12 protein-coding genes are annotated in these 13,938 nt (G+C 45.5%); 11 read left to right on the top strand and 1 reads right to left on the bottom strand.

All coding sequences use genetic code 11. The features are described 5' to 3' along the window. Window positions 1-270: 270 nt before the first annotated feature. Entirely contained in the window at window positions 271-681 is a 411-nt protein-coding gene (locus ACR8BL_RS07770) for a hypothetical protein (RefSeq protein ID WP_434752073.1), read from the bottom strand. 268 nt (window positions 682-949) lie between these two features. Here ACR8BL_RS07770 and ACR8BL_RS07765 point away from each other — a divergent pair, with 268 nt between their 5' ends. From ACR8BL_RS07765 to ACR8BL_RS07715, 11 genes are all read left to right on the top strand, one after another. Further along, window positions 950-1,894 carry a putative sporulation protein YtxC gene (locus ACR8BL_RS07765; protein ID WP_434752072.1) on the top strand — a complete coding sequence of 315 codons (945 nt, stop codon included), beginning with the start codon at window positions 950-952 and terminating at the stop codon, window positions 1,892-1,894. Between the two features lie 407 nt (window positions 1,895-2,301). Next, entirely contained in the window at window positions 2,302-4,239 is a 1,938-nt protein-coding gene (thrS, locus tag ACR8BL_RS07760; protein ID WP_434752071.1) for a threonine--tRNA ligase, read from the top strand. A 168-nt stretch (window positions 4,240-4,407) separates the two neighbouring features. Beyond that, window positions 4,408-5,208, top strand: coding sequence for a 3D domain-containing protein (locus tag ACR8BL_RS07755; protein ID WP_434752070.1), 801 nt, complete (start codon window positions 4,408-4,410; stop codon window positions 5,206-5,208). Window positions 5,209-5,320: 112 nt separating this feature from the next. Further along, on the top strand, window positions 5,321-5,536 hold the full coding sequence (locus tag ACR8BL_RS07750; RefSeq protein ID WP_434752069.1) for a hypothetical protein: 216 nt from the start codon (window positions 5,321-5,323) through the stop codon (window positions 5,534-5,536). Window positions 5,537-5,774: 238 nt separating this feature from the next. Next, window positions 5,775-6,812, top strand: a complete 1,038-nt coding sequence (gene liaF, locus ACR8BL_RS07745; RefSeq protein WP_434752068.1) for a cell wall-active antibiotics response protein LiaF — start codon at window positions 5,775-5,777, stop codon at window positions 6,810-6,812. A 3-nt stretch (window positions 6,813-6,815) separates the two neighbouring features. Beyond that, on the top strand, window positions 6,816-7,853 hold the full coding sequence (locus ACR8BL_RS07740; protein ID WP_434752067.1) for a HAMP domain-containing sensor histidine kinase: 1,038 nt from the start codon (window positions 6,816-6,818) through the stop codon (window positions 7,851-7,853). Beyond that, window positions 7,850-8,506 carry a response regulator gene (locus tag ACR8BL_RS07735; RefSeq protein WP_434752066.1) on the top strand — a complete coding sequence of 219 codons (657 nt, stop codon included), beginning with the start codon at window positions 7,850-7,852 and terminating at the stop codon, window positions 8,504-8,506. The genes ACR8BL_RS07740 and ACR8BL_RS07735 overlap by 4 nt, the downstream gene beginning before the upstream one ends. Window positions 8,507-8,661: 155 nt before the next feature. Then, on the top strand, window positions 8,662-10,302 hold the full coding sequence (locus ACR8BL_RS07730) for a S1C family serine protease (protein ID WP_434752065.1): 1,641 nt from the start codon (window positions 8,662-8,664) through the stop codon (window positions 10,300-10,302). A 174-nt stretch (window positions 10,303-10,476) separates the two neighbouring features. After that, on the top strand, window positions 10,477-11,166 hold the full coding sequence (locus ACR8BL_RS07725) for a response regulator transcription factor (protein ID WP_434752064.1): 690 nt from the start codon (window positions 10,477-10,479) through the stop codon (window positions 11,164-11,166). Between the two features lies 1 nt (window position 11,167). Beyond that, complete coding sequence (locus ACR8BL_RS07720) at window positions 11,168-12,628, top strand: sensor histidine kinase (RefSeq protein WP_434752063.1); 1,461 nt, start codon at window positions 11,168-11,170, stop codon at window positions 12,626-12,628. Window positions 12,629-12,696: 68 nt separating this feature from the next. Then, window positions 12,697-13,650 carry a 4-hydroxy-3-methylbut-2-enyl diphosphate reductase gene (locus tag ACR8BL_RS07715; protein WP_434752062.1) on the top strand — a complete coding sequence of 318 codons (954 nt, stop codon included), beginning with the start codon at window positions 12,697-12,699 and terminating at the stop codon, window positions 13,648-13,650. Window positions 13,651-13,938: the final 288 nt, after the last annotated feature.

Genomic DNA, 13,938 nt, shown 5'->3' with positions numbered 1-13,938 from the left:
AGGGCTTATCTTCCCGTAATCAGATCATCTGTTGCTCAGGGTGGAACATCAAATGGTGCGGGTAAACAGAGCCAGTAATTCCTGACACAGCCGAATATATAAAGTGAAATAGAGTTCAGTTGTAAAAATAAAGCACAACAAAATAAGAATCAAACGTGTTGTCTCAAATCTAACGTTTACATAAAGGGTTATAAGTTATGCATGAGAACACCGTCTTCGAAGAGGTGGCTCCATGCGCAGGCAGCCTAACAAATACGACAAAACAGACTCTTATCGAGCGTAGACGTATTTCGGTGCCTTAGGAGAGAGGGATAAATACATGCTGGTAAACTTAATAGGAAGCAGAAATAATCTGCGTTTGAACAGACAATACCACGGTTTGAAAGACAGACCTGCTGTGGGAATTCGCAGCACGATTAACAATGCGAGGACAAGAAATGCAGGTTTGGATTGCTTGATAGCAGCCAGTTTAGTCATGACTTGCAGGTTTTTGCGAATGACAGGTTTCTGCTTAGACTCGGGTATTTGGGACAGTACTTCAAGCCCTTCTTTATTTGAAGTGGCATCGACGGATACACCAACGGCAGATTCCGTCTGCATTGGGATGGGGAAGCACAGCGCCTGAAAGACACACAAAATGATGATAATCGTGTAACGAAGCAGTCTAGGATGTTGTCTCATTATTGGCTTCCCCCCTTCCGTGAACATACTGTTATAAAAATAATAACACATTTTTGCGTGATCTCCAAACCATTCATTCAGAGTTCACTAAACCTTCATTAGAATTCTCGAAACCGTTCAATGAAGCATTCTCCAAACCTTTGTTTCGAAGTATCTCCAAACCTTTCCTTAAGTGCTGAGAAATCATGACACCCTTTCCATCAAACCGCTTCGTATATCCCTTTGGGCCTTGCCATATACTTTGAAGAGAAGGAAAGGAGTGATTCTTATGGAACTGTTTGCAGTATGGACCGATGTGTCCGGGCAAGAGGAGGCAGATCATTTTCACCAATGCATCAAGGAAAAAATCAAAGGTTTACATATAAGCAAAAGAGGCTTTCGGCTCACCTTCAAATATAACGATGGGAGGGCAGTCTGGATGTGCAGAGGGAATGAGAATCACGAAGATTTCCAGCAATGGCTCCCGCGCATCAGTGATTTGCTTTCCTTTGGTTTAGCTGATTTTATTATGGACACACAAGAACGCAAATTGGTAGAAAATATCATTGCCAAAATGTGTTCTGTGATGGATGAGCACGAGGTTGAAAAAGTTCACCGAATTTGTATGCCGCTTCTGATGAACAGTGATTTGGATCAGCCCGGTCTTCGTAACCGCCGCCGTACAACGTTAGCGAAAGGGTTACAGCAGGATTTGGAGGATATCCATTTTTTTCATCTCGAAGGCATTATGAATTTCCGTATACGTTCTTACAAGCAGGAATTGCAGGAACTCGTGGAATACGCTCTCGATGAATTCTGGATGGATCGTCAGTATGAAGAATTCATGGGCCTGCTGAAGTATTTTGTGTTTTTTCAAGAAGCCAAGGTACCCTTGATACATCTGATTCACAAAGGCAAACATGAATTTCAGGTGCTGGATGCAGGACTTAATCTGCTCCCGGTTCAGAAGGATGAGCAAGTTGTTGTGGAGATGCCAGGGTTGGAACTGGAGATGGATATCGAGGACATGATTGTGAGTACGCTCATTTCGATATCACCGGAGAAAGTAATGCTGCACACCAGCACACCGGGGCTGCCCATCATCTCAACGATATGTCAGATCTTTGAGGATAAGGTGCAGATCTGCCATCAATGTCCTGAATGTGAAGTACTACGTTCAGGATTGCTGACAAGTCTTGACGCAGGCGATCTGGGCAATTATAATAACTGTTGATTGAAACAAAAGCGTTGATAAAGACAAGAGCCACACGTTAGATCGGTGCAGAGAGAGGGAACTGGGCTGAAATTTCCTCCAGATATCACGTATGGTTTACCCCTTTGGAGCTGCAATTTTGAAAATAAAACCATTCCACCATTCTTGATGATGACGGTTTTGTGAGTAAGGATTTGCCGGGTCATGCCCGTTACCGACATGCCAACGAGGGCTGTATTCCTGTCATCAGGAACAATCAGCTGAATTAGGGTGGAACCACGAGTATAACACTCGTCCCTTTACTGGGACGGGTGTTTTTTGCGTTCTTTCCGTTATCCTCCGAGGGCAGCGGAAATACGCAATAGATGATTAGTCCATGCAGAAGAATGAAAATGAATGATGTTTATTTAACAGGAGGAATGAGACAAATGGCAGTGAACATTAAACTACCGGATGGTTCTGTACGAGAGTACGCAGATGGCAGCAGTATTGAGGATGTAGCCGCTTCGATCAGCAGCGGACTTCGCAAAAATGCTGCAGCAGGTAAACTGGATGGCATTGTGGTGGATCTATCTACTGCAATTCATGAAGGAGCTTTGGTGGAGATTGTAACGCTGGATTCCGCTGAAGGTCTTGAAGTAATGCGTCACAGTACAGCTCACTTGCTGGCTCAGGCGGTTAAACGTTTGTACGGAAACAAAGAAGTGCATCTGGGCGTAGGGCCAGTCATCGAAGACGGTTTCTACTATGATATGGATCTGGAACATCCGCTTAATCCGGAAGATCTGCAGAAGATCGAGAAGGAAATGGAACGCATCGTTAACGAAAATCTGCCTATCGTTCGTAAAGAAGTTAGCCGTGAGGAAGCCATCAACATTTTCAATGAAGTTGGCGACCCATACAAGCTGGAGTTGATCAATGCTTTACCGGAAGATAGCGTAATTACAATTTATGAACAGGGCGAATTTTTTGACTTGTGCCGTGGACCACACTTGCCCTCTACAAGCAAAATTAAAGTGTTCAAACTGATGAACGTAGCGGGTGCTTACTGGCGCGGGGACAGCAAAAACAAAATGTTGCAACGGGTATACGGTACAGCGTTTGTGAAAAAAGCACAGCTGGACGAGCACTTGCACTTCCTTGAGGAAGCGCGCAAGCGTGACCACCGTAAGCTGGGTAAAGAACTTGAAATGTTCACGTTCTCTCAACTGGTGGGTCAAGGTCTGCCGATCTGGCTTCCAAACGGTGCGAAGCTGCGTCGTACACTGGAACGTTACATCGTAGATTTGGAAGAAAGTCTTGGTTATCAGCATGTGTACACTCCGGTTCTGGGCAATGTAGAGCTGTACAAAACTTCCGGTCACTGGGAGCACTACCAGGAGGATATGTTCCCGAAAATGATTATGGATAACGAAGAACTGGTTCTTCGTCCGATGAACTGTCCTCACCATATGATGGTGTATAAATCCAATATGCACAGCTACCGTGATCTGCCAATCCGTATTGCCGAACTGGGCATGATGCATCGCTATGAAATGTCAGGAGCTTTGACAGGTTTGCATCGTGTACGTGCGATGACACTGAATGACTCTCATATTTTTGCACGCCCGGATCAGATCAAAGAAGAGTTTGCTCGGGTTATCGAACTGATTCAAACGGTATACAAAGACTTTGGCATCCATGAATATCGTTTCCGTTTGTCTTACCGTGATCCGCAAGATACCGAGAAATACTTCCAGAATGATGAGATGTGGGAAATGTCCCAGCGTATGCTGCGTGAAGTTGTGGAAGAGCTTGATCTCCCGTTTTATGAAGCGGAAGGTGAAGCAGCATTCTACGGTCCGAAACTGGACGTTCAGATTAAAACAGCACTGGGCAAAGAAGAAACATTGTCTACCGTTCAACTGGACTTCCTGTTGCCTGAGCGCTTTGAGCTTGAATATGTTGGTGATGACGGACAGAAGCATCGTCCGGTTGTTATCCACCGCGGCGTAATCAGTACGATGGAACGTTTCACTGCATTTTTGCTGGAGAACTTCGCAGGTGCATTCCCGCTCTGGTTGTCTCCGGTTCAAGCCAAAGTTATTCCGGTATCCGGAAACTACGACGAGTATGCGCGTGAAGTGGAAGCGAAGCTGAAACGTGCAGGCATTTCCGCAGAAGCGGATCTGCGCAACGAGAAATTGGGATACAAGATTCGTGAAGCACAGCTGGAGAAAATGCCTTACATGTTCGTTGTGGGCGAGAACGAGAAAAATGCTGCATCGGTATCCGTACGTAAACGCGGAGAGGGAGATCTGGGCATGAAACTGGTGGATGAAATTGTGGCTCAGTTGAAAGAGGAAATTGCTTCAAGACAAGTTTAATTGAGATGAGTGCTCTGTAAAATAAATGAAACGAAACCGCCTGAGAACATGGATGAATCCATTGTTTTCAGGCGGTTTTTTTCGCTTCTCGCTCTGGCTATGTTCTGCACAGAGGTATAGAATGAAAGCTTTTTGGTAACCCTTTGCAAGTGAGGGGGAGGTTATACCATGAAAAAGCATCTTCTAAAATTCAATGAAAACCACAAGTTCATCATCATGTGCTGCTTCATATTTGCCGGGATTTTGATGAGTTTCAATGAGGCTAAGGCCTATATATTTGAAGAGGAAAGCAATGTACCGCATGTGCAGGAATCAAACAGCCATGACGAAAATAATGTGACCAGCGCCGGAAAAGCAGAGCGGATATACAGATTAAACCTAGCTAAACCCATATACACAGATGAGGCTCAATTGACAACTCTCGTTTATATGGCTTTCATGTGGTCTCCACAGCCGATGGTACTGCCAAAACCTGATATGCCGCAGAAACGGGTGATGGGGCAAGTTGATCCTGCTATACCCGTACTGGCTCCACGTTCTGAACAAATTTTGGAGACACAGAAGGTGACCGCAACCGGATATACAGCCGGGATTGAGTCCACAGGTAAAACACCAAAACATCCGCAATACGGTATTACGTATTCAGGAGTAAAAGTTCGGCGGGATAAAGAGACGGTCTCCACCATTGCAGCTGATCCGAAGTTATTTCCGATGGGTTCCATTTTGTATATTCCTGGTTACGGTTATGGTATCGTAGCGGATACGGGGTCAGCCATCAAAGGCAACAAGATTGATTTATATTTCCCCACGACCAAGCAGGTCTACAAAGAATGGGGTAAAAAGGATGTTGAGGTACAGGTGATCAAGCAGGGTGCAGGAAAATGTACCGAACAGATGCTGGCAGAGTTGTCCAAAGCCATTGATGTCTATAAAACGGTTCCGGATTCCTGGCTGGACAAAGCCATCTGATAATGGAATGTTATGCCTGAATAACAAAAAGGCTCTCTTCACATAATATTGACTGGGGACGAACCCCGCACTGCAACAAGCAGTGTAAATATGAAGAGAGAGGTGATTCGTTGTGGCAAAGAAATCCCAAGGTTATCAAACGCCAAACGAGAAGTACAATGAGGAGTTCGGACAGGAAAATGGAACAGGTAGCGCGGCTTCTAAAGTGAAGCAATCCGCTCAAAACAAAGTACAAGACAATTTCCAAACACCTGATGAAAAATATAATGCCGAGTTTGGAGTAGAAAACACAGGTCAAACCGGCCGTGCAGGGAAATACCAAAAGTAAGTTCGGTGAAGATAAAACGGCACACTATGCAAGATGAAAAAAACGATTGTTGATGTATGCACCCTGGGGCGAGCGCTCCGGGGTGTTTTCATGTTCCCTTTTCATAAACGAAAAAAATTACATAATTATCCTCAAGCCTCAGTCTTGAGACTGAGACAACTTCCACCTGTCGGCGCTGTTAACGTTGGCATGTCTGAGGTACACTGGATATAGAATAAAGACAAAGGAGACATGAGTGATGAAACGATCTACGCGGGACCGTTGGTGGGTTGGCATACCTCTTATCGCTATAGGTGCACTGATCTTGTTCAGACAATTGGGATACGACATTGATATAGGGTATTTGTTCAGAACATACTGGCCGGTCTTTTTGATCTGGTGGGGCGTTAAAGGCTTAACCGAAATTCGACGCAACGATGGATATGCTGCGATTGGGCCCGTTGTTGTACTTGCTATAGGCGGTTTTTTCCTGGCTCGTAATTTGGGTGTGATTGGTTACTCGTTCGGAGAATTCATCCGTTACTTAATTCCAATTCTGCTGATTGGCGGAGGATTATATGTATTAATTGGTTCAGGACATCGGGATCGGAAGCATCATAGCAATAAAACGGAAACACCATCTTCACCGCCTGAGCAGCCGTATCAACCTTTGTCCCCGCAGGATTTAGAGATGCCTTCTTCATTCGACGAAGAGTTCGAGAAGACATTTGGCAAACCCAAGCAGGAGCCAGCCTCCGGTAAACATCAAGCCTTTCATTCTGAAGAGGAACAGCATCAGAACATGAAAAGTAAAATGCATGGTCAGTCTTATAAACAGTACAATCAACATTCGGGTGATCAAAACTCCGAAGGTTACGGTCACTACCACAACTATGGGTATCAAGAAGGCAATGGAAAAACATTTAATAAATCAACATTCATTGGTGACTTTCATATGGGCAAAGAAGTGTTCACCCTTAAACCGATGAACATCTCCTCGTTTATTGGCGATACGGTTATTGATTTGACCAAAGCGCAGATCCCATACGGCGAGACCAAAATTGTCATTTCTCATTTTATTGGCGATGTTAAGGTGTTTGTTCCTGAAGATATGGATCTGGGCATCTCGTTAACCACGAGTTCTTTTCTGGGAGACATGAAGCTTCTGGGCACGAAACGTGGAGGTTTTATGGGAAATGCGCAGGAAGAGACTCCTCATTATCGGGAAGCTGGCAAGAAAGTACGCATTATTGTCAGTGTGTTTATTGGCGACGTCAAAGTGAACAAGGTGGGTTAACACATGATTCGAACAATCTTCAAAGCAAACAAGTGGGAACTGATGATGTATTTTGTGTTAACCGGACTAATAACACTCGGTGGATTCTACCTGTTATATGGGGAAGTACTTACAGGCAGTAATTCCAATCGGGCATGGACGTTCATTGCTGTTGTTATTGTAGGGACCGTTGTCACGGGATATATCGCCGCATTGCGGCTTCAACGCAAAATTGATGTTCTGGATCTCAACATGCTGAAGGTGTCTAAAGGCAATTTGTCGGTTCGAATGCCAGAAGCGGATGATGCATCCTTTGGTCGGGTCTATCAGGAATTCAATGTGATGATGGAGTCCATCGAGAAAAAAATGAGGTTGCTCCAGCGGCTTGGTGAGCAGGAAGTGATCGAGAAAGAACAGGCTTCCGAGCGTGCCGTTATCGAAGAACGTAAACGTATGGCAAGGGATCTGCATGACACGGTAAGTCAGCAATTATTCGCAATGCATATGTCTGCTTCATCCTTGCCACGTTTGCTGGAAATGAATCCTGAGCATGGCCGGAATGTGCTGGATCAGTTAATTCAGATGTCTCATATTGCACAGCGCCAAATGCGTGGACTGATCGCCCAGCTCAGACCCGTAGAATTGGAAGGACGTGACTTGGCTGGCGCACTGGACAGCTGGTTTCCTGATTATTGCCGGCAAAATGGTCTAAAAGGCGTGAAAGAGCTGGAACTGGATGGCGGAGTATCAGACGCCATTGAGCACCAGCTGTTTCTCATTATTCAGGAAGCTGTCGCGAATGTTGTCAAACATGCTGAAGCCGGACTGGTTAGTCTGGCCATTCGTGAATCGGAACATCAGATTAGTATGAGTATTAGTGATGATGGGCAGGGTTTCTTGCAACAAGCGGAACGACCGGGATCATACGGGTTGTCCACGATGCGTGAACGTGCAGAGAAGCTGGGCGGACAAGTGCAGATCATATCCAAGCCTGGAGCGGGTACGACAGTGCGGGTGCTCATCCCGAAATTTCAGAACGTGTCAGAGGGGGAAGCGGAATGAACAGCAAAATAAACGTAATGATTGTGGATGACCACGATATGGTACGAATGGGTTTAAAGACATATCTGATGTTAGAGCCTGCTTTTCATGTGATGGCAGAGGCAGGAAATGGACAGCATGCACTGGATCAACTTCGTCAGATGAAAGGAGCGGATATGCCGGATCTGATTCTAATGGATCTGATGATGCCGGTAATGAACGGGGCTGAGGCAACAAAAGCTATTATGTCTGAATTTCCGAGCATGAAGATTGTAATGCTGACCAGTTTCCTTGAAGATGATCTCGTGGTTCAAGCCATTGAGGCCGGAGCAGTTAGTTATGTGCTGAAAACCGTATCAGCCGAAGAGCTGATCTATGCTTTACAAGGGGCTAACAGAGGTATGCCTGTGATGACAGGAGATGTTTCACAGGCATTGACGCGGGGGATCCGGCAGCGGACGGCAAGAGAGAGTGAGTCTGGACTCACGGAACGGGAGAAGGAAGTACTTTTGCTCATTGCCGAAGGGAAAACCAACAAAGATATCGGAGAAGAATTACATATCAGTATCAAAACCGTTAAAACACATGTAAGCAACCTGCTGATGAAATGTGAAATGGATGATCGAACACAGCTGGCTATTTATGCTCATCGACAGGGCTGGGTAAAGAAGTAGGACTGGAAATGTTGTTATGGCGGGAAAAAACATGAATTATTGCATGCTTTTATCTCCTTTTTAATTGTTTTTAAGGTACGATTAAGGTTCAAAGTACAAAATAAGGACAGTTAAAGAATATCTCTTGCAAATAAGAGATTGGGAGGTAGAGAGGCATGGACGAACGTAATTATAGATCTAATCGACAAGATGAGGAAAAGGAAACCAATCAAACTGAGAATCGCAATCCTGCCGGAAATGAAGACTCCTCGTATTATTATTCTTACGGGCCTTTCCAGTCCGTGAATCAGGAAGATACAGCAAGTCGCAACGGTACACGTCAAGAAGGAAATGTAGAGATTACGAGACCCGATCCATTGAAACCCGTACCGTCTCATTACAATAGTGAAAGTCCTGAACAGGCGGGAAGAGTCTCTGGTGGCAGTGGTCCAGGTCAAGGCGGAGGTCAGGGGAATAACAATGGTAACTGGAATTACAACAGCCGCAGACCCCGTTCTTCTGTAAGATCACTTCTGTTCTCCTTTATTGCCGGTATGCTGGTGATCACGGTGTTGATGTACACAGCAGACAGAACGAATATGTTCACACCGCAGACTGCGCTGACGAATAACGGAACAGAGTCTGCTCAGGGAACTTCGAGCAATACAGGCGGTGGCAACAATGTGACGGCATCCTTGCTGCCAACAGGTAAAGAGGATGTATCATCCGTGGTAAAACAAGCGAGCCCGGCTGTTGTCAAAATTGAAACATTAGCGAAACAGTCCTCCAGTAATGGTGCAGGACAGGGTGGAGCGAATACAAGTGATCCTTTGTACCAATATTTCTTTGGTGGCGGACTGGGTGGACCTAACGGAAATCAAGAACAAGGTCAAGATCCTCAACAACCTCAAGCTAGCAATCAACTCGTACCTATGGGGATCGGTTCCGGTTTTATTTTTGACAAAGAAGGTTACATTCTGACGAACCAGCACGTTGTTCAAGGTGCAGATGTCATTCAGGTAACACTTGAGAACAATAGCAAACCGTATGAAGCTAAATTGCTGGGTAGCAGTTTTGACCTCGACCTTGCCGTATTGAAAATTGAGAAAAACAGCGGAGATAAAGATTTCCCTGTTGCCCCGCTGGGCAATTCAAACAACACACAAGTTGGTGAATGGCTCGTAGCGATTGGTAACCCGGAAGGGTTTGAGCATACAGTAACTGCAGGTGTTCTTAGCGCCAAAGAACGTACAATCAGCATCCCGGATAAAGAAACAGGTAAAACACGTGAATACAGCCATTTGTTGCAAACAGATGCTTCCATTAACCCGGGTAACTCGGGTGGTCCATTGCTTAATTTGAACGGGGAAGTCATCGGTATGAACGTTGCCGTGAGTGCAGATGCGCAAGGTATCGGTTTTGCGATCCCGTCCAGTGTGATCTCTGAAGCGGTGAAATATTTGAAGGAGAACAAAGATGTTCCAAAAGAACCTGTACCTTTTATTGGTGCTTCTCTGATGAATCTCACCCCGGAAGTGGCTAAACAAATGGGAACAGATATTAAAGAAGGTTCAGTTGTTGCGAGTACAGTTTATCAATCACCAGCTTATCTGGCTGATCTAAGAGCATATGACATTATTACTGGTGCAAACGGTACACCATACGCTACAAGTCAGGAACTGATCGACTTTATCAAAACCCAGAAAGTGGGCGGTGAAGTCACGCTCAATGTGGTTCGTGACGGTAAGAAAATCGATGTGAAAGTGAAGGTCGGTAACAAGAATGATTTCAATACGTCACAAACACAACAGCAATAATTGCAGTTAAGAGATGAAGGATAAGAACGGAAGGGTTTGAGACCCTTCCGTTTTTTTTGCACGATATCTCTATTTTGTTTGCACAGCCTCTCTATCATGGATTATGGAGAAGATGCGAATCAGGCCTTGGCCTGTTACAATGGGGATACAACGATAGGGTAAAGGAGAAAGACCATGCGCTCAACGATTTTGATTGTAGATGACGACGAGAAAATTGTGTCTATGCTGCGCCGAGGCCTGGCATTTGAAGGATATGAGGTACAGACAGCTTCTAACGGGGCAGAGGGCCTGAGCAAGCTGATGGATAAGGAGCCGGATATTGTGGTGCTCGATGTGATGATGCCGCAGGTTGACGGCTTTGAGGTCTGTCGCAGATTGCGAGAAGCAGGTAGCAAAGTTCCGGTGCTGATGCTTACTGCGAAAGATGAGGTTCAGAGCAGGGTAACTGGACTGGACACAGGTGCCGACGATTATTTGGTGAAGCCATTTGCGCTGGAGGAATTGCTCGCTCGTGTCCGTGCTTTGCTACGCCGCAAAGCCGATATCTCTAACGTAACGGACAATCGCCTGATGTATGAAGATATCATTTTGGATAACGATTCTCGCGAAGTGCTTCGAGATGGCAAACGTCTTGAACTGACGGCAAAAGAGTTTGAATTGCTTAACCTTTTTATGCAGAATCCGAGACGGGTACTCTCCCGTGATCTGATTATGGATAAAATATGGGGATACGATTATAGTGGAGAATCTAATGTGCTTGAGGTCTATATCGCGATGCTAAGACAAAAAACAGAAGAGCATGGTGGCAAACGTCTGATTCAGACCATCCGGGGAGCCGGCTACATTTTGAGAGGTGACTCGTAATATGTCCATTCGGTTGAGACTAACCGCATGGTATTCGGGGATTCTGGCAGCCGTGCTGATTTTTTGGGGTGTGGTCATTTATGCTTTTGTTTATTTTAATACGTACAACGAAGTAGAGCAGCAGCTAAGGGAAAAGAGTTTGAGGATCACGGAGCAGATCGGCGTTAATCCGTTATCACAGACGCTTGACCTGGAGCCTTTTGCAGAGAGTCAGCTTCAAGAAGCTCAAATCTATATTCAGTTGGTCGATTATCGGAGTGGATCATATAAGCGTTCGGACAATTTAGTTAAATCCGGAATTTCTTTTCCTATTGCCAAGATTCAAAATATACGTGAAGAAATAGGGATTACTAAAATAGTTGTGGAGGGCATTCCTTTTCTTGTTAATCAACAAGCTTTGTCACTTCAGGGTACTAATGAGATCAGAGGACTTCTTCAGGTTGGTGCGAATGTAAGTTCACAGGAGCGTTTGCTGGAGGCATTACGGAATATCCTGGTGTTTGGTTGGCTTGTAGCTATGGCGCTTGCCATTACATCTGGTTTGATTCTGGCCCGCAAATCCATGCGGCCGCTGGTTAATGTGATTGATGCCGCTAATCAGATACAGTCTGGTGATGATCTGAGTGTCCGTATCCAGTATACAGGTCCGAAGGATGAGATTGGTCGTCTGATCGAAACGGTGAATAACATGCTGGAGCGTACCGAATTGTCCTTTCGCGGCCTAGAGGAGACCAATGCGGCACAGCGCCGATTCGTATCCGATGCTTCCCATGAGCTGCGGACACCGCTGACTACGATTCGAGGAAATGTGGATTTCCTGAAGAAGCTGTGGGATCAAGAGAGCAATGATCGGTCCAATCTGGATGAAGAAACGATCAAGCACATGTCTTTGGAAGCCATCGAAGATATGGCTGATGAAGGCAAACGTATGAGCCGTCTAATCAGCGATATGTTATCCCTTGCCAGAGCGGATACAGGACAGAAAATCGAACTTAATCCCATTCCGCTGCAGATTCTAGTGCAGGAAGTCGCACGAAGATCCCAGTTTCTGGATCGTCAGGCCGACTGGCGTCCCGGAGATTTGTCGATCCTCAACGGCATTTACGTGAACGGAAGCAAAGATTATTTGCAGCAGATGTTGTTTATTTTTATCGAGAATGCGTTTAAATACACACCGGGTGGCTCGGTTACGCTGGATGCTTTGTTATACAAAGGGCAGGTTGGGCTGCGTGTCAGCGATACCGGCATTGGCATGGATCGGGACGAAGTACCCTTTATTTTCGACCGTTTCTATCGGGCAGACGAATCCCGCGGAGCAACGCCAGGCATTGGACTGGGGTTATCCATTGCTAAATGGATAATAGAGGAGCATAACGGCTCGGTTGAAGTGGTAACGAGACGAGGAGAAGGAACCACTTTTATCATCTGGTTGCCTGTAGTCTTTGCCCCGCCTATCGAATAAAGGTATAATAGAAGAAGACTGCAATTACATCGGCTTTTACAGCCGAAAAGAAAGCGGGTGGCAACCTAGTGGAAGTACTGCGAATTTCGCCGCGGGGATATTGTTACGGAGTTGTAGATGCCATGGTGCTTGCGCGTCAGGCGGCACGCAACCTGGATTTACCACGGCCAATTTATATATTAGGTATGATTGTGCATAACAAACATGTGACCGATTCTTTTGAAGATGAGGGCATTATTACGCTGGACGGTCCTAATCGGATGGAAATTCTGAATCAGGTGGAAAGTGGCACGATTATTTTCACTGCTCACGGTGTATCACCGGAGGTGCGCAAGCTGGCTAGGGAGAAAGGACTTACTACAGTGGATGCAACATGTCCGGATGTGACGAAGACTCATGATCTGATCCGGGAGAAGACGGCTGAAGGTTATGATATTATCTACATTGGTAAGAAGAATCACCCGGAGCCGGAAGGTGCGATTGGTGTTGCACCAGACCGTGTTCATCTGATTGAGAAGGAAGAAGAGATTGAAGGTCTGAGTGTGCCTGCCGGGAAAATTTTGATTACCAATCAGACGACAATGAGTCAATGGGACATCAAACACATTATGAGCCGGTTGCTGGAGAAATTCCCAGGAGCTGAAATTCATAATGAAATCTGTCTCGCTACACAGGTACGTCAAGAAGCGGTAGCAGAGCAAGCTGGGCAGGCCGACCTTGTTATTGTTGTAGGTGATCCACGCAGCAACAACTCCAATCGTTTGGCACAAGTGTCCGAGGAGATTGCGGGCGTGACGGCATATCGTGTATCAGACGTATCTGAAATTCAACAAGACTGGTTGAAAGGTGTGCAGAAAGTGGCTGTGACATCAGGCGCTTCAACACCAACACCAATCACCAAGGAAGTTATACAGTATCTGGAGCAGTATGAGCATGATCAGCCAGAAACATGGGAAATTAAACGTACCGTGAACATGAGCAAATTGCTGCCTCCGGTTAGAGAGAAGACACGTACCACATAATTTTAAAATTAAAAGGTTTCAATAGAATGATAAGAAACATCCTGTCTGTGCAGATTCTCGTTTGGATATGGCATAGCAGGGTGTCTTTTTATCTATATTTTGCGTATTGAGAGGGGCGGTCGGACATGATATGACTTCTTGACGTAAGGAGAAAACTGTGATATATTTACTTTAGTGATTAAAAGCTTAAAAGCGAACAAGCGTTTAAGTGCGACAGGATTTTAGGATACTGACAAACAGACAACAATCAGATGCACGAAATAAACGAGTGCTCTTATACAAGGAAGG

Source organism: Paenibacillus amylolyticus (assembly GCF_051136285.1).
Taxonomy (GTDB): Bacteria; Bacillota; Bacilli; order Paenibacillales; family Paenibacillaceae; genus Paenibacillus; species Paenibacillus amylolyticus_F.
This window is presented reverse-complemented; position numbering and strand designations above follow the sequence as displayed.